Raw genomic sequence first — 23,749 nt, forward strand, 5'->3', positions numbered from 1 at the left:
TTTATATAGAGGCTGACTCTTGTTATATATTTTATCAGCGTTGTTTTTCGTTAGCAAAGGTACGAATAATTTTTAAATTAGCAAATCTGTCAGTTAGCAAATTCACTAATTTGCAATTTTTTCAATTGATGCCACCATTCGTATAACATAAACTCTAATTGCTTGTTGTCTTTTCGCTCTACAAGCCGGTGTGCTTCGGGTTTTTCCATTACATAGAAAGCCAAGGTGCCTATTTCTTCTTCTGTTAGGTGATGTTCATTTTTGAGGTAGTTGCCCATCTCATTTACGATGTAATGTGCCACCCTTAGGTTCTTTTCATTGATAACTTGTTGTTTGATAATCTTTGCCTTTCCGTTTAGGTGGTTGATAATTGCATTGAAGTTAAAACTCACATTTCCTACTAGTAATTTGTAGAGGGAGAATTTGTCTATTTGAAGAATATCTGTATTAGCGTACTTCCGTTTCTCTTCCCAAGTGCGTTCTTTTGGAGTGTGTTGTAAAATACCCAAACTCTGAGCAGTAATCTTAGGCTTTTCAGTAACACTCACTTCTTCTAATGCAATAGTAATATCAGTCATTTTCAAAACAACCAATCGCTGTAAATCCACTTGTGTAAGGCTGTGGTAAAGTGTTTTCTTGCCTACATACGTAGCTTTTAAGCTCTGTCCTTTGGTAGCGTCTATCGAAAAAGACCCCTCAGCATCGGTAGTAGTATAGTGCTGGTTGTCTATGTTTTGAATATGCACCCCTTCCAAAGGCGCATTGTTGTAGAATATCTTTCCTCTGATACGCGTCATTTCTTGCCCCCTCATCAAAAGCGGACTCATCAGCAATAATATGAAAAACCATAATCTCATTACTAAATTAATTGCCTGTCTGGCTCACACTGCCTGTGCGACTCACACTGCCTGTGCGGCTCGCACCTCGCACCTCGCACCTCGTACCTCTAAATCAATTTCATCTTCTTTGCTTTCTCCATCATAAAGGCTTTGGCAGCCTCGTATTCATTGGGGATTTTACCTTCTAAAATCGCTTCTTTTATCGCTTCTTTTAGCATTCCTACCGGTTGTGAAGGAGGTAAGTTGAACGTCTGCATTATCTCTTCACCGCTTACGGGAGGTTGGAAATTGCGAATGTGGTCTTTCTCTTCTACTTCCACTACCTTTTGGCGTACTATCTGGAAATTGTCGTGATATTTTTTGAATTTCTTAGGGTTTTTAGTAGTAATATCAGCTTCGCAGAGGGTCATTAGGTCTTCAAACTCCTCTCCAGCATCAAATACCAAACGGCGTACAGCCGAATCAGTAACGATATCATCAGCGATGATAATAGGGCGCGAACTCATCTTTACGATTTTCTGCACGTATTTCATCTTGTCGTTCAGAGGCATTCGCAAACGTTTGAAGAGGTGATATACCATTTTGCTCCCCACAAACTCGTGTCCGTGAAATGTCCAACCTATCTTCTTGTCAAAGCGTTTGGTAGGTGCTTTGCCAATGTCGTGTAAGAGCGCTGCCCAGCGTAACCAAAGGTTATCGGTGTTTTCTGATATATTATCCACCACTTCTAAGGTATGCCAAAAGTTATCTTTATGGCGTTGTCCGTCGTGTTCCTCCACCCCTTGCAAGGCGATGAGTTCTGGGAGGATATAGTGCAACAAGCCCGTTTCGTACAGCAATTTCAGTCCAATAGAAGGTTTAGCCGAAGCGAGTATCTTGTTCAGTTCCTCTACAATACGCTCGTTCGAGATGATTTTTAGCCGTTCCTTATTATCAGTAATAGCTTTTAGCGACTGCTTTTCAATCTTAAAATTCAGTTGGGTAGCAAACCTGATAGCACGCATCATACGCAAAGGGTCGTCTGAATAAGTAATATCAGGGTCTAAGGGGGTACGAATGAGCTTTCGTTTTAAGTCGTCTAAGCCGTCAAAAGGGTCGATAAGCTCGCCAAAAGTATCTCTGTTCAGAGAGAAAGCCATTGCGTTGATAGTGAAATCCCTACGATTTTGGTCGTCTTGTAGCGTGCCACTCTCTACATAAGGCTTGCGTGAGTTTGCCTCATAGCTTTCACGGCGTGCCCCTACAAACTCAATATCTAAGCCATCGGCTTTAATCATTGCTGTACCAAAGTTTTTAAATATTGATACTTTAGGAGCATTAGGCAATCGCTCAGCTACTTTTTCAGCCAACGAAATACCACTACCGATTGATACTACATCGATGTCTTTGGGAAGTTTTTTCTCTAATAAATAATCGCGTACAAAGCCCCCAATCACGTAACTTTCAACCGATATCTCAGCTGAAATATCGCTTATGAGTTTAAAAATAGGATTAGAAAGCGCTTCAGTATAGTTCATTAAAATTCGTTAATTGTTTTGCGAATGGCAACCAAACGCGTTAAAAGACCTTCAAGGAGGTCGAGATGTAGCATATTTGCCCCATCACTTTTGGCGTTAGCAGGGTCAAAATGGGTTTCGATAAAAAGTCCGTCGGCATTGTTCACAATAGCAGCGCGGGCAATGGTTTCAATCATATCTGGGCGACCACCTGTTACCCCACTACTTTGGTTAGGCTGTTGTAGCGAGTGGGTAACGTCCATTACTACGGGAGCAAACTTGCGCATCGTCGGAATTCCGCGAAAATCTACTATCAAGTCTTGATAGCCGAACATCGTGCCACGGTCAGTTATCAACGCTTTTTCATTGCCACTATCAAATACTTTTTGCACGGCAAATTGCATACTCTCAGGACTCATAAACTGACCTTTTTTCAAGTTCACTACCTTGCCCGTTTCGGCTGCTGCCACCACCAAATCAGTCTGGCGCACCAAGAAAGCTGGTATTTGCAGTACATCTACATATTCGGCAGCCATCGCCGCATCGCTCACCTGATGAATATCAGTAACAGTAGGAACATTAAAGGTTTGCCCTACTTTTTGGAGTATTTTTAGTGCCTTTTCGTCGCCTATGCCCGTAAACGAATCTACGCGACTCCTATTGGCTTTCTTAAAACTCCCTTTAAAAATGTAGGATATATTCAGTTTATGGGTGATATTCACTATATGTTCAGCAATTTTCATCGCCATATCTTCCCCTTCTATAGCACAAGGTCCCGCTAAGAGAAAGAAATTATCTTCTTTGTTTATCATTTTGTTTAATTGTTAGTTATAATTCTTTGAGGTTAGTAGCTTTTTCGTAATTTTTTATTTGTCGGTGGGGTTCGTACTGTTATTTGTCATTCATCATTGACCAAATAACATCGCCCTAATATTAGTAGTAAACAAGTTTACTGCAATCGCTAAAAGTATAACACCAAAAAGGTTGTGAATTACCGTAATGCCCTGTTTGCCTAAAAACTTCTCTATTTTCTCCGAAGATTTAAGCACTACATACACAATAATCATATTAATGAGGATTGCTACTATAATATTCTCTACATAAAACTTTGCCCTAAGGGAGAGTACAGTAGTGAGTGCCCCTGCTCCTGCCACCATAGGGAAAGCCAAAGGGACAATAGAGGCAGTCTCAGGCGTAGTACCTTTGTAGAGGGTGATACCTAAAATCATCTCTAAGGCGAGAAAAAAGAGAATAAATGCCCCAGCTACAGCAAATGCCTCAACCGTTACTCCAAACAAATTGAGTAATTGCTTGCCTATAAATAAAAACAGAATAAGCAAAATACCGGCTACAATAGCTGTTTTCTCAGATTGTATACGTCCTGCTTTTTTGCGCAGATTAATAATGATAGGTACACTCCCGATAATATCAACTACCGCAAAGAGCACCATAGTAGCAGAGATAATCTCCTTTACATCGAAATTCATAATCTAAAAAATTTGTGCAAAAGTACTAAAATAATTGCGAACGATGAAAAAAAAATCTCTCAATTTGTTAATTAATTGATTTACTAATATTTCAATATAACTAAAAGCTTTATTTCACCTATATCATAATACGATAAAAACGCTTTTTTACAATTATCATAGCCTCATCTTTCCTTCATCATTTGTTCGTCATTTGTTCATTTGCCCGTGTGGCTCGCACCGTCATTTGTTCGTCATTTGTTCGTCATTTGTTCGTTCATTGTTCGTTATTTCATTATCTGCTCTTGTGGCTCGCATTTTCCTTAGGCTTGATTCAGTTTCGCTCTATCTTCAAATAAGTCTTGTCTTTCAGACCGATAGTCTTTACCAATTTCTCTTTAAGGCTTGTCCCCCTTCGGGGGTTCGGGGGCTTCTCACTCGTCTTTTCTCTATCTGACCTTGTACCTTGCACCGTTTTTTGTATGAACTTTGCCCAAGTTTCAAACTTGGGCAAAGTTGAAATCTACTAATAACCTTCTTTTTATCTATCTTTTAGCTTTAACTTAGATTTATCCATCGTTCGTCTTTTGTTCGTTATAGACCCACTGTAGACCCACTGTAGACCCACTGTAGACCCACTGTAGACCCACTGTAGACCCACTGTAGACCCACTGTAGACCCACTGAAAAGCCACTTATTGTTCGATTATCCTGTAAGTTTCCTATAAGTTTTGTATATTCCTCTCCTAATTTCATCATTAATTCATTACCCCAAAATGCTCGTCGTGCTACAATTGCCCGTGCGGCTCGCACTACCTGTCTTTAATAAATAGAATACAGTAATGGTATCAAAAAATCTCAGAAAAATTTTAATATTTAGAAAATACAACGTACCTTTGTAGCGTTTTTAAAAGAAGATTATTTTAACTAATACAAACAAAATGAGTTATAGAATTGAAAAAGACACTTTGGGTGAAGTGAAAGTGCCAGCCGATAAATATTGGGGAGCACAAACAGAGCGTTCACGCAACAACTTTAAAATCGGTGCACCCGCTTCTATGCCGATTGAAATTATCCGTGGTTTTGCTTACCTTAAAAAGGCTGCCGCTTATGCAAACTTCGATTTAGGAGTGCTCTCAGCCGAAAAACGCGATGCTATCGCTCAAGTTTGCGATGAAATTCTCGAAGGCAAACTCAACGACCAATTCCCATTAGTAATTTGGCAAACCGGTTCAGGTACACAATCTAATATGAACGTGAACGAAGTGATTGCCAATCGTGCTCAAGTGTTGGCTGGTAAAAAAATAGGTGAAGGCGACCCCGTACTAAAAGCCAATGACGATGTAAACAAATCACAATCGTCTAATGATACTTTTCCTACCGGTATGCACATCGCTTGCTATAAAATGGTAGTTGAGAAAACTATTCCTGGTGTTCAGAAACTACGCGATACTCTCGCTGCTAAATCCGAAGCTTTTAAAAATGTAGTAAAAATAGGTCGTACGCACCTTATGGACGCTACACCACTTACTTTGGGACAAGAACTTTCTGGCTACGTATCTCAACTCGACCACGGTTTGCGTGCTCTTAAAAACACATTAGCTCACCTTTCAGAATTAGCTTTAGGAGGTACAGCCGTAGGTACAGGGCTCAATACCCCTAAAGGTTACGACGTGAAAGTAGCTGAATACATTGCTAAATTCACCGGTCTACCTTTTGTAACCGCTCCTAATAAGTTTGAAGCTTTGGCTTCTCACGATGCAATTGTCGAAAGCCACGGAGCTCTTAAACAATTAGCCGTATCGCTCAATAAAATTGCAAACGATATTCGTATGATGGCTTCAGGACCTCGCTCAGGTATAGGCGAAATCATCATTCCTGCTAACGAACCTGGTAGCTCTATTATGCCCGGTAAAGTAAACCCTACCCAATGTGAAGCTATGACAATGGTTGCAGCTCAAGTAATGGGTAATGATGTAGCTATTTCAATAGGAGGTACACAAGGTCATTATGAATTAAATGTATTTAAACCATTAATGGCTTCCAACTTCCTTAAATCAGCTGAGTTGATAGGAGATGTTTGTGTATCATTTGAAGAACACTGTGCAAATGGTATAGAGCCTAACTACAAACGCATTAAGGAATTAGTAGATAACTCCTTAATGCTTGTTACAGCTCTTAACACTAAGATTGGTTATTATAAAGCAGCCGAAATAGCGCAAACGGCTCACCGCAATGGCACTACTCTTAAAGAAGAAGCTGTGCGTTTAGGCTATGTAACTCCGGAAGACTTCGACAAATGGGTACGCCCTGAAGATATGGTGGGAAGCCTTAAATAAGTAATATAAAAAGTTTATAATATTTCAAAAAGGGGAAGCTATCTAATTGATAGCTTCCCCTTTTTTATATAAGTAACTGTATACTTGTTCTTATTTGTTAGGAATATGTTGCAATATCGCTAGTAAGAACTTCCAAAACTTCTGTACAGAAGCTATATTTACCCTTTCAGCAGGCGAGTGTGCCCCTTTGATAGTAGGACCAAAGCTCACCATTTCCATTTCGGGGTAATGGGTTCCTAAAATGCCACATTCTAAGCCTGCGTGGCAAGCTACAACATTAGGTGTTTCACCGAAGAGCGTTTTGTATTGTGCTTTTACAATCTTCAAGATTTCAGCATCTACTTTGGGCTCCCAACCTGGGTAACTACCAGTGTATTCTACTTCAAATCCAGCTAACTCAAAACTACTGCGAATCGTATCAGCCAAATCATATTTAGAAGTTTCTGAAGCTGAACGAGTGAGGCAATACACGTTTATTTCGCCGTCTTTAATTTGTACTCTTGCTACGTTATTACTGGTTTCTACAAGGTTAGCAATCGTCTGACTCATTTTGTACACCCCATTGAAGGCTGCGTAAAGAGCGCGTAATACATCTTCTTGTTCTTCTTCTTCCATTACTTTCTCAGGTACCGCAGTAGGTTCAAGTAATACTGTAAGAGTCGGTTCAGTTACTGAATACTCGTGTTGAAGTGCTTGGGTAAGTGTAGCTACTTCTTTTTTAAAAGCCATTTCGTCGTTCTTATTAATAGTTACCACCGCTACGCTTTCTCTCGGAATAGCATTGCGCAAACCGCCTCCATCTACACTTGCAATGTGCAAACCAAATTTCTCAGTACAAGTGAATAATATACGGTTCATCAGTTTGTTTGCATTAGCATAGCCCTTATGGATATCTGTACCACTATGTCCGCCGTGCAATCCTTTTATGGTAAGTGTATAGCCTACTGAATTATCAGGCGTATCTACCATGTCGTACTCTCTAAACGCCGATACATCTACACCACCGGCACATCCTATATCAATTTCGTCGTCTTCCTCAGTATCTAAGTTGAGAAGAAAATCACCAGAGAGCAATCCGCCTTTGAGCCCTTTAGCACCCGTCATTCCTGTTTCTTCGTCAATAGTAAAGAGAGCTTCAAGAGCAGGGTGGGGAATATCCTTACTTTGTAAGATAGTCATAATACTTGCAACCCCAATACCGTTATCGGCTCCCAAAGTTGTACCATCAGCACGTACCCAGTCGCCATCTACTAACATTTTGATACCTTCCGTACTAAAGTCGAACACCGTATCATTGTTCTTTTGGTGTACCATATCGAGGTGTGATTGTAACACTACTGTTTTGCGGTTTTCCATTCCTGCCGTAGCGGGCTTTTTAATGATTACATTGCCCGTTTCGTCTTGATAGGTATCAAGTCCTAAACTTTTGCCAAAAGCCACCATAAAAGCAATGACTTTCTCTTCTTTTTTTGATGGACGAGGCACGGCATTCAAGCTCGCAAAGTTCGCCCATAACTGTTTTGGTTCTAACTCTGTTATTTTCATTATATTTATTAATTATTAGTTTTTAGTTATCAGTTGTTAGTATCTAGTCGCTACGCTTTTACCTTTTACTTTTTATTCACATACCCAGCTCTGAGCCCTCGCTGGCTTTACCTTTTACCTAATCAGAACCAGTACCCTATATTAAACAGCCATATCGCTTGTCGTATTTCAGGTGAGTAAGTGCACTTCAGTTCTATAGGACCTAAAAAGCTCTCAATGCTATATCCTATCCCATACCCCGAATAGTCTGGGTATTTCTTCCACTCGAAACTCTCAAAAAGATTGTTGTCTGCTTTAGCAATATTCGCTAATAATAGCAAGTGTTGTTTCTTAAAGGGTTGGATATCTATTACCAATTCTGATTTTAAGTAGTTTTTAGCACCAATGCTCAAAAAATCATATCCGTAAAAAGGTGAATAGTTCGTAAATACATTCTTGTTATACCCTCCTAAAAAGAAGTCTAATGAGTATATATTAGAGCCTCCTATCGTAACACCACCTTCTAATCCTACTCGTGCGCTCAATCTTGGCAAGATAGGAAAAGCAAATGATAACTCTGTTTTACCCGTTGTAAATTTGTTAAAATCTGAGTAGTTAGAGGCAAGTGCATAAAAATTGAACTGTGTATTGAAGTACACCCCTCTACTGGGGAAAAAGCTATTGTTAAAGCTGTCGTATTTAAGATAAGAATACAAACTGCCTATATGACTCTTTTCCGAATACGAAGTCGCTGAACTTATTGAATGCACTTGCTCAGTATCAAACTGTATTTTGCGGTGCTCTACTCCTAAGCCAAATACAAAACCATTACCCAAAAGTGTTTGCAAATAGAGCTGATTTACCCAGTCGTAAGCCTCTACGTCCATTCGGTTGAGTTCCGACTGCTCTATTCGGTAGTTAGACAAGCGTTTTGTGTTCAGTTTTCGGTCGAATTGCACAAACTTAGACCGCAATCCATAACTGATGTAAAATCCCTTATCCACAAAATAATCAAACTGATAGCGTATGTTATCTCCTACAATAAGGTCGAGAGAAAGAAAATCACTGCTTTGTAAGAAATAGTTCCGAGTATAGTTCATCAAGAACCCTGTTTTTAGCAGATTGTCATAATGTATCCCAAATTTCAAAAAGGTGCGTTGCGGATTCTCTCTTAAATAAAAGTCTATATGTTCCCCTTCAAATGTGTGCCTAATCTGGTGATTGATAGAATGGAAATTGTTAGTAGCCATCAAGTTGTCGATTCCGTCGTTCAGTTGCTCGAACGAAATCTTACGGTTTAGATATTTCAAGTGTAGTTTACCGCGCAAATAACTACGCGAAAAGTGTTCGTTGTTATGAAAATGGACATCTTTTAAGTAAAAGGAATCTATCTTTTGTATTCGTTCTCTTTCCTCTGTATGTTTTTGTTGAGCTGCAATCTCACGCAATCTTGGTAGAAAATGTTCCGCTGCTATTTCGCCATTGTTGATGATTGTCTCTCCTTTATCAAACGAAATAACGTTGAATCCCTCTATATTAGGTTTGATGTACACATCGGTCTCTTTTATTTTTTTTGGCATATTATCTATCATTGGGAAGGTAGTAATCTGCGAAAAAATACTCAAAAAAGAGTTAATCTCCTCTCGTTTTGCTAGCGGACTCTGTACATCTACCCCTATGATAATATCCATTCCTTTTTTCTTAACTTCGTCTACGGGATAATTATCGGCAATACCACCATCGGTAAGCCATTTACCATCTATTTCTACCAAATCGAATAGCGAAGGAAACGAACCGCTTGCTTGTATCGCTTGAGGCAAGAAACCGTTTTCAAGTACTACGCCTTTACCTGTTTCTATATCCGTTGCTACACACAAGAAAGGAATGGGTAACTGCGAAAAATCATAGATTTCATTCACCGGATAGAGTAGTTTCACAAACTCGTTGTAGATGTTTTGTCCTTTTGATACCGCACGAGGCAACCCTACTTTGAAGTTATTGAAAGGTAATGCTACTGCATAACGGTCGTATATATAGCGCTCGTGTAATGATTTAGCACGGCGTGAAGTCTTGTCTTGCAAGAGTTTATCAAAGTCTAACTGACGGAAGATAGAGTCCAACTCATTAGCTGAATAACCCGCCGCATACAAAGCTCCTACCATAGCCCCCATACTCGTACCCCCGATGTAATCGATGCGCACCCCTGCTTCTTCCAACACTTTTAGTACCCCTATATGTGCTAACCCTTTCGCACCTCCACCGCTGAGTACCAATCCCACTTTTAAATCCTTTTTGTGGGTAGTATCTTGCGCACGCAGAAGAGGACTACTAAGTATCAGAAATATGGTTGCTAAGAATATTCTCATCCAATGAATTGCTTTTTAAAACAGGCACAAAGGTATAAAATAATTAACAAATAACAATATAAAAATGAGGATTAATTTTTTAATCACTCTATTTTACTCTCGATATGGTAATACCGTCCCGTATGGGGAGTAGCACTGTCTCTATACGAGGGTCTTCTTTTAGTTTTTCGTTGTAAGCCATTAAGGCTTGGGTATGTTTATCCGAAGGCTTTACTTCTTGCACTACTTTACCACTCCACAACACATTGTCAGAGAGGATAACACCTCCTGAGTTCATTTTCTCTATCACCAAATCAAAATAATGAGCGTAATTCTGTTTGTCAGCATCTATGAAAACAAGGTCGAAAGTAGTGCTGAGAGTAGGGATAATATCGGCTGCCTTGCCTAAGTGTTGCACAATTTGCGCCCCATAGCCACTCCGGTCAAAAAACTCCCTTTGCAGGTCAGTGAGTTCCTCTTTGATGTCGATAGTATGCAAAACACCATCAACTGCCAACCCTTCTGCCAAACAGAGGGTTGCGTAGCCCGTGTAAGTGCCTATTTCTAAAATAGTTTTAGGCTGTATCAATTTAGAGAGCAAACTGAGGAAACGCCCTTGTAAATGACCACTAATCATTCTCGGTTGCAATACAGTAAGGTAAGTGCGCCTACTGAGTTCTTGCAGTAAAGGAGGTTCGTTGTCAGTATGTTCGCAAGCGTAATTTTCTAAATCTTCTGATAAAAAGTGCATTGGTAAAATATTTTTTTGGCAAAGATAGCAATAATATTCAAAAAAGCTGTACCTTTGCCACAAAAGCCAAAGGTAGAGGAGATTGATAGAAATGTAGAAGAAGCGAGGTAAAGTACTTTTTATTTCCAATATAACAATAACTTTACTATACCTTTTCTTCGTTCATTGTTCGTCTTTTGTTCGTTCATTGTTCGTCTTTTGTTCGTTCTTTTGTTCGTCTTTTGTTCGTCTTTTGTTCGTCTTTTGTTCGTCTTTTGTTCGTCTTTTGTTCGTCTTTTGTTCGTCTTTTGTTCGTCAGAAGTCTATAAAAGTAAAACAATATAAAATTATAGAAACTCGCATCGATGGTCTCTATCCTTCCGACCACTTACCTGTATGGGTAGAATTACAACTGAAATAAACTTTTTAAAATAGTATGAAACAGTATTTGTCCGACCGTATCAACGCTATGGAAGTATCGGCTACCTTAGGAATGGCAGCCAAAACACGTGAACTAAAAGCCGAAGGCAAGGACATCATTGGTCTTAGCTTAGGCGAACCCGATTTCGATATCCCTGATTTTATAAAAGAAGCAGCTATCGAGGCAGTACAACAGAACTACAGCAAATATACTCCTATTGATGGTTATTTGGAATTGAGAGAGGCGATTTGCGAAAAGTTCAGGCGCGACAATAACCTTCATTACAAGCCGTCACAAATAGTAGTATCTACGGGAGCTAAACAATGCTTGGCAAATGTAGCCTTGGCGATGCTCAATCCCGGTGACGAGGTGATATTTCCTGCTCCTTATTGGGTGAGTTATAAGGAAATAGCTAAAATGGCAGGAGGCGTTCCCATAGAGGTTCACACAACCATTGAGAACGACTTCAAAATAACTCCTGCTCAGTTGGAGGTGGCTATTACTCCTAAAACTAAAATGGTATGGTTCAATACCCCTTGTAACCCCAGTGGTTCTATATACAGCAAAGAAGAATTAGAAGCTCTAGCCGTAGTGCTTAGAAAACACCCTAACATCTTTATTCTCTCTGATGAGATTTATGAGTATATCAACTTTACCAATGAGAGAGTAACCAGTGTAGCCGAAATCGACGGACTCTATGAACGTACCATCACCGTAAATGGAATGTCCAAAGCCTTTGCAATGACCGGCTGGCGTATAGGCTATATGGGAGCTCCTGAATGGATTGCTAAAGCCTGTACCAAAGTACAAGGACAAATAACCAGTGGTGCTAATGCCATAGCTCAACGCGCTTCTATTGTTGCCCTAAAAGCACCTAAGAGCAAAATACAATATATGGTAGACGAGTTTAAAAGGCGTAGAGATTTGGTATTACAACTCCTAAGTGAGATTGACGGGTTCAAACTCAACGTCCCCGAAGGTGCCTTTTATGTCTTCCCCGATGTATCGTCTTTCTTTGGCAAAACCCTAAGAGGTCGCAATATCCATAACGCAACCGACTTCTCTTTATATCTGTTAGAAGAAGCAATGGTAGCTACTGTTACGGGTGAAGCCTTTGGTGATGCTAATTGTATTCGCTTTTCGTATGCCGCTTCTGAGAAAGACCTACGAGAAGCTATAAGACGTATAAAAGAGAGTTTGCAATAATTAAAAACACTTTTTCAGTTTTGGTTTGCACATTCAATTAAAAATAGTACTTTTGCGCCTAAAAAATAAACGACTAAAGAATCATTGTAAAATTAAAGTAGTGTTATGGCAATAGCAGATAGCAAGACTATTAAATACTTAAAGTCTTTTTACATAAAAGATTATCTTATTATCATCTTAGGGCTTATATCATATGCGATAGGAATTACAGGCTTTATAATGCCTAATGGGATAGTAACGGGAGGTTTGGCAGGTATCTGTCTTATCCTAAATTATAAGTTAGGAGCTGACTTGGCTATTACCTATTGGATTATCAACTTTATACTCTTGGTGATAGGCTTTAAAGCAATGAGTAAGCAATTCACCTACCGAACACTCATCTCTATAACTATTCTATCGGGATTGATTTGGGCTGGGAAAGAGTATTTAATGCCTTATTTTATAGAACACCCTCCTTTGAGAGACGACTTCTTAAACGTAATTATGGGAGGATTGCTATGCGGTACAGGTTTAGGATTGGTCTATTCAGCTAACGGAAGTACAGGAGGCACTGATATAATAGGCTTTGTTATCACCAAGTATTACAGCATCAGTATAGCGCGTATTCTTTTGGTGGTCGACGTGTGTATCGTGCTATCGTCTTTCTTCATTTTGGAACGCCAAGACAATTCACTCGAAAAGACTATTTATGGACTTATCCTCTTACCACTGATGTGGCAGATGGTAGAAATTGTTATCAATGGAGCAAGACAGTCGGTGCAGTTGTTTATCTTCTCTAAACACTATGATGAGATTGCAAACCACATCAATAGTGAACTCAAACGCGGTTGTACTATTATCGATGGGGTAGGTTGGTATTCTAAATCCTCGCAAAAAATAGTGATTGTAATAGCTCGCCGTACAGAGGCTACTTCTATCTTCCGTTTGGTACGAACAATAGATCCTGCTGCCTTTGTAACGAAGACCAACGTAATGGGGGTTTATGGTAATGGTTTTGATAAATTAAAGTAAAATATTTTTCAGGTTTTATAAAAAGTACTATATTTGCACGTTCAAAACAAAAAAGAATGATTCAGAGAATACAAACTATTTATATGCTGTTGGTAGTGATTGTAGCTACCGTCGCCGTCCCGATGCTTTTTAGTATAGATTGGCTTAGGAGTATCTTATTAGGGATAACAGCAATATTGGCTCTATACACCATATTTAAATATAAGAAAAGAAGTGTTCAGCAGTGGCTTAACTGGCTGAACGTCCTTATAAATTTTACTTTACTAGGAATATTTGTATATCGAATGCTAAACTCATCTGGAGAAGGCTTGCTTTCGGAGAAAGGTGTTGGGGTTTTCGTACCCGTGCTTTCTATCGTTTTTTTGTTTTTAGCCAACAAGGCTATCAGACGGGACGAGAAGCTCGTAAAATCAGCAGACCGATTGCGATAGACCTATAATCTTAGTAGTGTTGTGCGTTAAAAAAATCCTAAGTGTTTAAACTTAGGATTTTTTTATTATCTTTGTGCCCTATTTATTAAATAAATCAGATAATGAAAAGAACATATGCAGGTATTCCAACAGAAAATGCAACGCTGGAAAACTCAAAAGTAATGCTAGTAACAGTACCTTATGATGGTACGTCTACTTGGGGCAAAGGAGCTGATAAAGGACCTGAACTGTTTTTAGATGCCTCAGAAAATATGGAACTATACGATATTGAAACAGATACCGAACCTTATCTCAACGGAGTGTTTTTAGCAGGTGAAGTAAGCGAAAACAGTTCGCCAGAGGCAATGACACAAGCGGTTTATGAAAAGACCCAAGAACTATTGAAGCACGAAGATAAGCTCTTTACTCTTTTTGGTGGAGAACACTCAGTGTCTATTGGTTCTATACGTGCCGTAGGTGAAAAGTATGAAAAGCTTACAGTATTGCAGCTTGATGCCCATACTGATTTGCGCCCTGAGTATCACGGTTCGACCTCTAATCACGCTTGTGCCGTATTTGAAGCTAACCAAAAACATAAATTAGTACAAGTAGGTATTCGCTCGATGGATGTAGAAGAAAAGCAATATTTACCAAAAGGACGTGTATTTTTCGCTCACGAAATAGCTAAAAATAAAGAGTGGATTGATGATGTACTCGACAAAGTATCGGGGAATGTATATATCACGATAGATTTAGACGCTTTCGATCCTGCTATCGCACCTTCAACAGGCACTCCTGAACCAGGAGGATTACAATGGTACCCTACTCTTAAACTCTTACGTAAAGTGTTTAAAAAATGCAATGTGGTAGCGTTTGACATTGTAGAACTAATGGATAGTCAGCAGGCTAAGCCTACGGCTTTCTTGGCAGCTAAACTTTATTATAAGATGTTAGCTTATTATTTTAAATATAGAAGTAAGAAAAAAGAAAATAAAGGTATAGAAGAGTTTTTTGCAAAGAAGGGATAAATTAATGATTATAAATAACAAAAGAGGCTATTTGATTTTTCAAATAGCCTCTTTTGTTTATCCTTTTAGTACTTGATGTAAGAATTTATCGAAAATAATCTTAAACCATTCAGTATACCGATGCGGGTGCTTAGCAATATCTTCCTTTATCTTTTCTGGAAGTTCCCAACGCCAATCGGCTACTTCTTCAGGGTTGATAGTAGGGGGGGCGTTATAGTATCCTATGAGAATATGGTCGAGTTCGTGCTCTGTAAGCCCGTTATCAAAAGGGGCTTTGTAGATAAAACTCAATATATCGGTAAGTTCAGTAACAAAACCCATTTCTTCTTGTAAGCGACGCTTGCCTGCTTCAATAGTTGTCTCGCCCTGACGTGGGTGACTGCAACAAGTATTCGTCCACAAGTTAGGCGAATGATATTTGCTCGCAGCTCTTTGTTGTAGCATAATCTCCCCTTTATCGTTGAGTATAAATACCGAGAAAGCCCTATGTAATAAGGCTTTTTGGTGTGCTTCAAGCTTCCCCATTAAGCCTATAGGAGTATCGTGTTCGTTCACTAATATTACTTGTTCTTCCATATTTGCAAATAGGAGTACTTATTTTACTTCCATTCTATCGCCTTTTTCAATTCCCCATTTATCGGACAATCCTCCATTGATTTCTAATACATACATAGCAGGTTTCTCTGACGGTAAAGAAGTTTCGTCGTAAGGGCGAGCGTTTTTAGCTATACTTACCACCTTTTTATCTTTATCTAAATAGATGATATCCAAAGGTATTTCAGTATTTCTCATATAGAAAGAACGAGGAGCTTCTTCTGGAAAAATAAACCACATTCCTTGATGTTCGTCCATTGAAGAGCGGTACATTAGCCCTAAGGCACGTTCCTCATCATTTTTAGCAAATTCAACTTCAATAGTTTGGATAAGAGAGTCGTTTTTAAAGATAGAGACTTCACCGTCCCGAGTAAAATCAATATCCTGAGGAGTGATTTCTATTTCTTGCACTCTATTACTCTCATTAGAGAAGAAACGAGGTAAAATAAGAGCAATAGCTGCTAAGGCTACCAATACTAATGCTACAGTTACAAAGTGTTTTCTAAAAAATTGCATTCTAATTATAAAATTTAAATTTTAACTCTAATTAAGTTCTAAAATGTTCACAAAATTAATATTAATACTTACGTGTTTCGATGCGATTTCTGAATAACAAGTAGAAACCTGCTAAGATAAATGGAATACTGAGCCACTGACCAGTAGAGAGCAAGCCGAGAGAGCTTTCGAAACCTCCTTGACTTTCTTTTACAAATTCCACTGCAAAACGAATACTCCACAAGGCTACTAAAAATAGTCCAAAGATAAAGTAAGGTTGGTCTTTTTTGTCAGTTTTCCAATACACGTACCACAATACCCAAAACAAGCAAAAATAGCCAAAGGCTTCGTATAATTGTGCAGGGTGTTGGTAAGGGATAGAAGCTAAAATATCAGCATAACGGGGGTCGTGAGCAATGAGTTTATAAGCAGTTTGAGGATCGGTTTGTTCAGTAATAGCCATTGCTCGACGGGGAGAGATAGCTCCGCCTTGTACAAATTTCACCCCTAACGGATAAGTATTGCTTACTATTTTGCCGTTGATTTCGGAATTGAAAAAGTTACCAAAACGCACAAACATACCTCCGATAGTGATAGGAATCACCACACGGTCTAATATCCACGATAGGCTAATATCTTTATACTTACGTACATACAGTATCATTGCGATAATAATACCTACGGCAGCTCCGTGACTTGCTAAACCTGAAAAGCCTGTAAGCTCCCAACCGCCACCGGGTTTCTCTTTAATAGGTAAAAAGATTTCGAGCAAGTGGTCTTTAAAATAATCCCAATTGTAAAATAAGCAATCGCCTAAACGTGCGCCTACTAAGGTAGCTATAGCGGTATAAACGAACAAGGTATCCAGCTGTTGTACTGTTTTGCCTTCGTTCAGATATATTTTTTTAGTGAGAAACCACCCCAAGCTAAAAGCCACGATAAACATCAAGCTGTAATAGCGAAGTGAAAAAGTACCTATAAAAGGTAGGTTTAAAGAGGCGAGAATCTCATTAGAATTCCATATAAAATTTAAAGCAATCATTAGTATTTATTTTTGAGATGCAAAAGTACGATTTTTATTTAAAACGACAAGTTATTTATAAAATTAATACCCGGTTAATGCCAATAATACCAATAATACCAAAGTTAATACTAGAAATGCCAATAATACTAATAATGATGATTCAGTGAATAGAATAGGGCGGATTAGGGTTTGAGGTAGTGAGCTAAAATGTACTGAGATTTTTCTGTTAAAGAATATTAAATACCGCAGATTTTTTAAATTTATACCACAAGGTCTTATTTTGAACCTCAAAAATACAAAATATTGATAAAGAACATATTATTTAAATTTTTATCTTTTACTTTTGAGCCATCTCAACCGAAGGAAGAGCGAAGGTAAGGCGAACCTAAACCGAAGCTAAGGCGAAGATAAGCCCTTAGTATGCTGTATATCAACTCATAAAAAACGCTCTTCTTATTATTGAGAAAAAAGTGTTAAAATCGGGTATATTGCGAGGAAAACGCAAAAAAACTTTGCAGTATAGAACAACCATTAGCAAAGTTACTGAATATAAACCAATGACAAATATTTGCTTTTGAGTTTGAATTGCTATATCTTTGCATTTTGGAATTAATTGTTAATCATTTATCAGTAACCATTAAATAAATGCTTAGAATAGAAAATATTAGTAAACAATACGGCGACTATACGGCTTTAGACGATGTGTCGTTACATATCCCTAAGGGGAGTATCTTTGGTCTGCTGGGACCTAATGGGGCGGGAAAAACCTCACTAATACGTATTATCAACCAAATTGTATTGCCCGATGCGGGTAAAGTGTTCTTCGACGGAGAACTGTTACAACCTAAGCATACGGCACAAATAGGCTATTTACCCGAAGAGCGTGGTTTGTACAAAACGATGAAGGTAGGTGAGCAGGCTTTGTATTTAGCACAACTGAAAGGATTGAGTAAGGAAGAAGCTAAGGAGCGACTTAAATTTTGGTTCAACCGCCTTGATATTGGCGATTGGTGGCACAAAAAAGTACAAGAGCTCTCCAAAGGTATGGCACAGAAAATTCAATTTTTGGTAACTGTACTTCACAATCCTAAACTGCTGATATTCGACGAGCCTTTTAGCGGTTTCGACCCCATCAATGCGAATATTATCAAGGACGAAATTCTATACTTACGAGAGCAAGGAGCAACGATTATCTTTTCTACTCACCGAATGGAATCGGTTGAAGAGTTGTGCGACCATATTGCGCTAATCAATAAATCGCGTAAGATATTAGATGGTAAGCTCATCGACATTAAGAGGGCTTATAAAAACAACTTGTATGAAGTAGGTTTAAAAGTTGCTGAAGAGCAGAAAACAGCCCTCTTAGCAGAACTTAAAAGCCAATTTGAAGTGAGTGAGACAAATTTTAAAACGCTATATAACGAGTTAAAATTACATATCCAGAAGAAAGAGGGACAAACGGCTAACGATTTGTTGCAATACCTCACTACACGTGCCGAAGTAACGCACTTTGTAGAATCTATCCCCTCAGTAGATGAGATTTTTATATCGACCATTAATAAATTGAAAGAATAGTATAAGATGTCTGAAGGGTTTTCCGCTATAACGGAGTAAGTGAATAAAGAGAGGAAAGGTTCTTTATTGAATATAGCTTTTTAACCCCCCAAGAGGAGGAGCTGTAGCGACGCAAAATAGACTTTTAGATAGCACATAAATTGACAAATTAAGATGAAATACTTAGGAATTATTACTCGAAGAGAGTACTTGAATAAAATACGTAATAGGTCGTTTGTAATAATGACGTTTGTAAGTCCGTTGATACTTGTTATCTTTGCGCTTGTGATTGGTTTTTTGACCAACGTAAACAATAAGAGCAAGGCTAAGGATATTGTGATTGTAGACGAGAGTGGACTCTATGCCAACACTTTTGAGAATACCGAGACTATTCAGTACGAATATCTCAGCAATGTTTCACTCAAAGATGCCAAAGCCGAAGTGTTAGCAAAAAGCAAATACGGATTGTTGTATATCCCTAATAAAGGCGACCAAAATATTGCTTTTTATAGTGAAGAGTCGCCTTCGTTATCTCTTACCAGTGAGCTTACTAATGCTATGGAGCGGACACTTTTTCAGCATAACCTTACTAAAAAAGGGATTGACAAAAAAGAGATAGATGCCGCTAAAACGCATATAAGCATACAGATGGAAAATTTTACGGGAGAGAAGACCTCGGAGTTGGATAACGTAATGAAAATAACCATTGGAGGCATAGCGGGATATCTTATTTTTATGTTTATCATCATCTATGGTAATATGATAATGCGCAGTGTGATAGAGGAGAAAACCAATCGCATTGTGGAAATCATTATCTCATCAGTTAAGCCTTTTGAACTAATGTTAGGCAAGATATTGGGTACTTCATTAGCAGGTCTTACCCAGTTTGCGATATGGATAGTTATAGGTGGTGTACTGTTGGCATTAGCACCTTCGTTTTTTGAAGTAAATACCTCTGCACAAGCGGTACAAGGAGCGGGAAACGTGTCAGAAATCAACAATATAGTGGCTACCTTGTACCATTTCCCTTTTGCGGAAACCTTTGTGGTGTTCCTATTGTTCTTCATAGGAGGTTATTTGCTATACAGTTCACTCTACGCGATGATTGGTGCAATGGTAGACAACGAAACTGACACACAACAGTTCCTAATGCCTATATTATTACCGCTAATATTAGCCTTTTATGTAGGTATGTTCTCGGTAATTGAAGAGCCTCACGGTACGATTTCGGTAGTATTTTCATACATACCTCTCACTTCGCCCGTAGTAATGTTGATGCGCATACCGTTTGGGGTAGCGTGGTGGGAAGTACTGATTTCCCTCGTTATTTTGTATCTCACTTTCTTTGCGGTCATTAAATTAGCATCTAAGATATACCGCATTGGTATCTTGATGTACGGCAAAAAAGCTAGCTATAGAGAGGTGTGGAAATGGCTCAAAATGAAGTAAAATGAAGCTAAAAAATCAATATATCAACCGCGAATTGAGTTGGCTAAAATTCAATGCACGCGTACTTCAAGAGGCAGCCGATGAGCGAGTGCCTCTATTGGAACGTTTGCGTTTTGCGGGTATCTTCTCGAACAACTTAGATGAGTTCTTTAAAGTGCGTTACGCTACTGTAAAACGAGTGGCGATGAACGAAACCTCAGATAAAGAACTGGGGGTACACGCCAAAGAGCTCTTGGAAGAAATTACCAAAGAGGTAATACAACTACAAGAAGAGAGTTTGAAAATTATTGCCACTATTACCAAGGAATTGGAGAAAGAGCAGATATTTATAGTAGATGAAAAAACGTTATTACCTGAGCACGAAGCCTTTGTAAATACCTATTTCTACGACAAAGTACGCCCCGCCCTCTTTACTATTATCCTTAACGATTTAGAGAAGTTTCCACAACTGAAAGACGATGTGGCGTATTTGGCAGTGAAAATGACCTTAAAAGAAGAAGACGAAAAAGCCTCAGGAGTACAAAAGTTCTTTTCATCACGTGTTTATAAAGAAAAAATACAGTATGCCCTTATTGAGTTGCCTGCTACCCTCGACCGTTTTATAGAGTTGCCTCAAATAGGAGATAAGCATTATATTATTATGCTTGATGATGTGATACGCTTTTGCTTACACAAGATATTTAATATTTTCAATTACGAATCGCTTACGGCAAATATGATTAAAATCACTCGTGATGCCGAGTTGGACATAGATGATGATTTGAGCAAGAGCTTTATAGAGAAACTCTCGACTAGCGTAGAAGACAGACGCAAAGGCGAGCCGGTGCGCTTTGTGTACGACAAGATGATAGACAAGGACACCTTGCAATTCTTGTTTGAGAAGATGGGCATTGTGAATACCGATAGTGTTATCCCAGGAGGGCGCTACCATAACCGTCGCGACTTTATGAACTTCCCCAGCTTAGGACGCAAAGATTTGACATATGCCTCTATACAACCACTGCCTGTACAAGGACTCACCTCAGAAGAGAGTTTGTTAAAGAAAATCGCCGAAAAAGACTATTTGCAATACACTCCTTACCATACTTTTTCTAACATTATATGGTTTTTGAGGGAAGCTGCCCTTGACCCTAAGGTAAAATCGGTGAAAATAACCATTTATCGTTTGGCAAAGAACTCACAAGTAGTAAATTCACTTATCAATGCAGTGAAAAATGGCAAACAAGTAACCGTACAGATAGAATTGCAAGCTCGTTTTGATGAAGAATCGAATATACGATATGCTGAACAGCTAAAAGCAGAAGGTGTAAAAGTCATCTTCGGCGTACGTGGACTGAAAGTACACAGTAAAATATGTGTGATTGAACGTAAAGAAGGTAAAGAACTAAAACGTTATGGATTTATCAGCACTGGTAACTTCAATGAAACTACTGCTAAAATCTATACTGATTATACGCTTTTTACTGCCAATCAAGAGATACTCAAAGAGGTGAACAAAGTGTTCAACTTCTTCGATACCAACTACAATGTGCAAAAATTCAAGCATCTGATAGTGTCTCCACACTATACCAAAAAGCAACTCAAACACCTGATAGACGAAGAAATCAAGAATGCTAAGGCAGGCAAAGAGGCGTATATCAAGCTGAAGATGAATAACATCACCAGCTACAAGATGATAGACAAGCTATACGAAGCCAGCCGTGCAGGAGTAAAAATACAAATGATTGTACGTGGTATTTGCTGTTTAGTGCCAGGAATCGAAGGAATGAGTGAGAATATAGAGGTAATAAGTATAGTTGATAAGTTCTTGGAACATCCACGTTTGTTTATCTTTGCCAACGGAGGCAACCCTAAATTGTATATCTCTTCAGCCGACTGGATGACGCGCAATATTTCATTCAGAGTAGAAGTAGGTTGCCCTATTTACGACAAAACAATACAACAAGAGTTGATAGACACCTTCGAAATAAGTTGGGCAGACAATGTAAAGGCACGTATAATTAACGAGGCACAAGACAATACCTATCGCCCTCATACTACCCCATCTTTGCGCTCACAGGTAGCCTTATACGAGTATTATCAGCATAAAAATAAGCGCACCAAATAGATGAAAAGACCTCAAATAAAATTAGCACAATACGTAATAGAAGCCTGTAAAGCCAAACAATTAAAGCACATTGTTATTTCACCAGGGTCACGCAATGCCCCTCTGACTATTGGCTTTGCCAACGACCCTTATTTTAACTGTTACAGCATCGTAGATGAGCGTTGTGCTGCTTTTTTTGCCTTGGGCATTGCTCAGCAATTACAGCAACCTGTGGCAGTGGAGTGTACATCGGGCTCTGCCTTGCTGAATTACTATCCCGCTTTTTCAGAGGCTTTTTACAGCAATATACCATTGGTGGTTATCTCAGCCGACCGTCCGTCAAGCAAAATAGACATAGGCGATGGGCAAACCATACGTCAGGTGAATGTACTAGCAAACCAAAGTGCCTATAATGCCAATCTATCCGATGAAGCACATAGCGATAAAAGTAATTTTTACGAGCTAAACAAGGCACTGAATACAGCTATAGAGGAGCAATTGCCGGTGCACATCAATGTACCTTTTGAAGAACCCTTATACCTCACTACGGAAGAGCACTATTCTTTTAAGAATATAGCTGCAAAACCACAGAAACCTATTATTAATAAGGGAAGAGTCACTGATTTCGTAAAACATTGGAACGCTTCAGCTAAAAAAATGGTATTAGTAGGAGTATTGACACCTAATAGTGTAGAAGCACAATATGTAGAATGGCTTGCTAAAGATCCTTCGGTATTGGTACTGACAGAAACTACATCTAACTTGCACCACTCCGATTTTATTCCTTATATAGATAAATTACTCACTTATACTGAAAGAGACCCAGCTCTAAAAGAAGCCTTACGACCTGATTTATTACTTACTTTTGGAGGCTTAGTAGTTTCCAAAAAGATAAAACAGTTCTTACGTAGTTATAAACCTACTTATCACTATAATGTAGATTTGCACAAAGGTTATGATTCATATTTCTGTTTAACAGCTCATTTTAAAGCGGATATCAATACTTTTTTGGGGGAGGTAACCCCTAATTTGGTTAATATTTCTTCTACTTATCAACAGCAGTGGTTAGAGGTGAAAAACGAGATACAGCAAATACATTTAGAGTATATCAGCCAAACGCCTTTCTCCGATTTTAAAGTGTACAGTGAGGTATTCAGTAATATTCCTAATGATTATATTATACAGATAAGCAATAGTTCTGCAATTAGGTATGCCCAACTGATAAAAGCCCACCCTTCTTGGAAGGTGTTTTGCAACCGAGGTACTAGCGGTATCGACGGTAGTATGAGCACTGCTATTGGGGCTGCTGTAGGAAGCGCATCGCCCACAGTGTTCATTACAGGTGATTTGAGTTTCTTTTACGACAGCAATGCTCTTTGGAACAAATATATTCCACAAGACTTTAGAGTGATTCTCCTCAATAATCAAGGTGGAGGTATTTTCAGAATACTACCTGGTGATAAAGCTGACCCTAACTTTGAATACTTCTTTGAGACACCTCATAGGCTTACAGCAGAACATTTTTGTAAAATGTATGGCATTAGCTATCAGTTAGCAACTAATCTATCTGATTTACAGAAAGATTTAAGTAATTTCTTCGAAGTATCAGAGAGACCTAAGCTGTTAGAAATCCATACACCAAGAAAAATAAATGATAAAGTTTTGTTAAAATATTTTGAGGTATTGAAAAAATGACTACCTTTACCGCATTAATAATTTTAAATATAAAAAAT

20 protein-coding genes are annotated in these 23,749 nt (G+C 38.7%); 9 read left to right on the forward strand and 11 right to left on the reverse strand.

Going from position 1 to position 23,749, the window contains the following annotated elements; all coding sequences use genetic code 11:
* Nucleotides 1–89: 89 nt before the first annotated feature.
* The 4 genes from HMPREF1321_RS07960 to HMPREF1321_RS07975 form a co-directional block, all read right to left on the reverse strand.
* Nucleotides 90–857: a carboxypeptidase-like regulatory domain-containing protein gene (locus tag HMPREF1321_RS07960; protein ID WP_009422156.1), complete on the reverse strand. Its 768-nt coding sequence runs from the start codon at nucleotides 855–857 to the stop codon at nucleotides 90–92.
* 89 nt (nucleotides 858–946) lie between these two features.
* The gene (locus tag HMPREF1321_RS07965; protein WP_009422140.1) at nucleotides 947–2,356 is read right to left on the reverse strand and encodes a CCA tRNA nucleotidyltransferase; all 1,410 of its coding nucleotides are present in this window, start codon (nucleotides 2,354–2,356) and stop codon (nucleotides 947–949) included.
* A complete protein-coding gene (gene kdsA, locus HMPREF1321_RS07970) occupies nucleotides 2,356–3,147 on the reverse strand; it encodes a 3-deoxy-8-phosphooctulonate synthase (RefSeq protein WP_002672353.1) in 792 nt (263 codons plus the stop codon). The genes HMPREF1321_RS07965 and kdsA overlap by 1 nt, the downstream gene beginning before the upstream one ends.
* Nucleotides 3,148–3,240: 93 nt before the next feature.
* Entirely contained in the window at nucleotides 3,241–3,822 is a 582-nt protein-coding gene (locus HMPREF1321_RS07975) for a MarC family protein (RefSeq protein ID WP_009422166.1), read from the reverse strand.
* Nucleotides 3,823–4,741: 919 nt separating this feature from the next.
* Between HMPREF1321_RS07975 and fumC the strand changes: the two genes are divergently transcribed.
* Complete coding sequence (gene fumC, locus HMPREF1321_RS07985; RefSeq protein WP_009422175.1) at nucleotides 4,742–6,139, forward strand: class II fumarate hydratase; 1,398 nt, start codon at nucleotides 4,742–4,744, stop codon at nucleotides 6,137–6,139.
* A gap of 90 nt (nucleotides 6,140–6,229) precedes the next feature.
* Here the strand turns inward: fumC and HMPREF1321_RS07990 are convergent, their stop codons facing one another.
* From HMPREF1321_RS07990 to HMPREF1321_RS12445, 4 genes are all read right to left on the reverse strand, one after another.
* Entirely contained in the window at nucleotides 6,230–7,684 is a 1,455-nt protein-coding gene (locus tag HMPREF1321_RS07990; RefSeq protein WP_009422178.1) for an aminoacyl-histidine dipeptidase, read from the reverse strand.
* Between the two features lie 122 nt (nucleotides 7,685–7,806).
* Nucleotides 7,807–10,029 carry a patatin-like phospholipase family protein gene (locus HMPREF1321_RS07995; protein WP_009422186.1) on the reverse strand — a complete coding sequence of 741 codons (2,223 nt, stop codon included), beginning with the start codon at nucleotides 10,027–10,029 and terminating at the stop codon, nucleotides 7,807–7,809.
* Between the two features lie 88 nt (nucleotides 10,030–10,117).
* Complete coding sequence (locus HMPREF1321_RS08000) at nucleotides 10,118–10,759, reverse strand: O-methyltransferase (protein WP_034575925.1); 642 nt, start codon at nucleotides 10,757–10,759, stop codon at nucleotides 10,118–10,120.
* A gap of 184 nt (nucleotides 10,760–10,943) precedes the next feature.
* The gene (locus HMPREF1321_RS12445) at nucleotides 10,944–11,126 is read right to left on the reverse strand and encodes a hypothetical protein (RefSeq protein ID WP_198003463.1); all 183 of its coding nucleotides are present in this window, start codon (nucleotides 11,124–11,126) and stop codon (nucleotides 10,944–10,946) included.
* A gap of 48 nt (nucleotides 11,127–11,174) precedes the next feature.
* On the opposite strand from HMPREF1321_RS12445, the gene HMPREF1321_RS08005 reads away from it, so the two are divergent.
* The 4 genes from HMPREF1321_RS08005 to speB all read left to right on the forward strand — a co-directional run bounded on the left by HMPREF1321_RS08005 (nucleotide 11,175) and on the right by speB (nucleotide 14,814).
* Nucleotides 11,175–12,365 (forward strand): pyridoxal phosphate-dependent aminotransferase, encoded by a 1,191-nt coding sequence (locus HMPREF1321_RS08005; RefSeq protein WP_009422163.1) that lies wholly within the window; start codon nucleotides 11,175–11,177, stop codon nucleotides 12,363–12,365.
* Between the two features lie 105 nt (nucleotides 12,366–12,470).
* Complete coding sequence (locus HMPREF1321_RS08010; protein WP_002672327.1) at nucleotides 12,471–13,376, forward strand: YitT family protein; 906 nt, start codon at nucleotides 12,471–12,473, stop codon at nucleotides 13,374–13,376.
* Between the two features lie 56 nt (nucleotides 13,377–13,432).
* On the forward strand, nucleotides 13,433–13,807 hold the full coding sequence (locus tag HMPREF1321_RS08015) for a DUF4293 domain-containing protein (RefSeq protein WP_002672326.1): 375 nt from the start codon (nucleotides 13,433–13,435) through the stop codon (nucleotides 13,805–13,807).
* A gap of 101 nt (nucleotides 13,808–13,908) precedes the next feature.
* Nucleotides 13,909–14,814: an agmatinase gene (gene speB / locus HMPREF1321_RS08020; protein ID WP_009422142.1), complete on the forward strand. Its 906-nt coding sequence runs from the start codon at nucleotides 13,909–13,911 to the stop codon at nucleotides 14,812–14,814.
* A 57-nt stretch (nucleotides 14,815–14,871) separates the two neighbouring features.
* Here speB and idi read toward each other — a convergent pair whose 3' ends face one another.
* The 3 genes from idi to lgt all read right to left on the reverse strand — a co-directional run bounded on the left by idi (nucleotide 14,872) and on the right by lgt (nucleotide 16,945).
* The gene (idi, locus tag HMPREF1321_RS08025) at nucleotides 14,872–15,390 is read right to left on the reverse strand and encodes an isopentenyl-diphosphate Delta-isomerase (RefSeq protein WP_002672319.1); all 519 of its coding nucleotides are present in this window, start codon (nucleotides 15,388–15,390) and stop codon (nucleotides 14,872–14,874) included.
* An 18-nt stretch (nucleotides 15,391–15,408) separates the two neighbouring features.
* The gene (locus HMPREF1321_RS08030; RefSeq protein WP_009419960.1) at nucleotides 15,409–15,924 is read right to left on the reverse strand and encodes a DUF192 domain-containing protein; all 516 of its coding nucleotides are present in this window, start codon (nucleotides 15,922–15,924) and stop codon (nucleotides 15,409–15,411) included.
* A gap of 61 nt (nucleotides 15,925–15,985) precedes the next feature.
* Complete coding sequence (gene lgt / locus HMPREF1321_RS08035; RefSeq protein ID WP_009411110.1) at nucleotides 15,986–16,945, reverse strand: prolipoprotein diacylglyceryl transferase; 960 nt, start codon at nucleotides 16,943–16,945, stop codon at nucleotides 15,986–15,988.
* 627 nt (nucleotides 16,946–17,572) lie between these two features.
* Between lgt and HMPREF1321_RS08040 the strand changes: the two genes are divergently transcribed.
* From HMPREF1321_RS08040 to menD, 4 genes are all read left to right on the forward strand, one after another.
* A complete protein-coding gene (locus HMPREF1321_RS08040; RefSeq protein ID WP_009422173.1) occupies nucleotides 17,573–18,502 on the forward strand; it encodes an ABC transporter ATP-binding protein in 930 nt (309 codons plus the stop codon).
* 153 nt (nucleotides 18,503–18,655) lie between these two features.
* Nucleotides 18,656–19,930 (forward strand): ABC transporter permease, encoded by a 1,275-nt coding sequence (locus HMPREF1321_RS08045; protein ID WP_009422189.1) that lies wholly within the window; start codon nucleotides 18,656–18,658, stop codon nucleotides 19,928–19,930.
* Nucleotide 19,931: 1 nt separating this feature from the next.
* Entirely contained in the window at nucleotides 19,932–22,037 is a 2,106-nt protein-coding gene (ppk1, locus tag HMPREF1321_RS08050; RefSeq protein WP_009422155.1) for a polyphosphate kinase 1, read from the forward strand.
* Nucleotides 22,038–23,711 carry a 2-succinyl-5-enolpyruvyl-6-hydroxy-3-cyclohexene-1-carboxylic-acid synthase gene (gene menD / locus HMPREF1321_RS08055; protein ID WP_009422164.1) on the forward strand — a complete coding sequence of 558 codons (1,674 nt, stop codon included), beginning with the start codon at nucleotides 22,038–22,040 and terminating at the stop codon, nucleotides 23,709–23,711.
* The last annotated feature ends 38 nt before the right edge of the window (nucleotides 23,712–23,749 follow it).

Origin of the sequence: Capnocytophaga sp. oral taxon 412 str. F0487 (assembly GCF_000271925.1) — a bacterium.
GTDB classification, from domain to species: domain Bacteria; phylum Bacteroidota; class Bacteroidia; order Flavobacteriales; family Flavobacteriaceae; genus Capnocytophaga; species Capnocytophaga ochracea.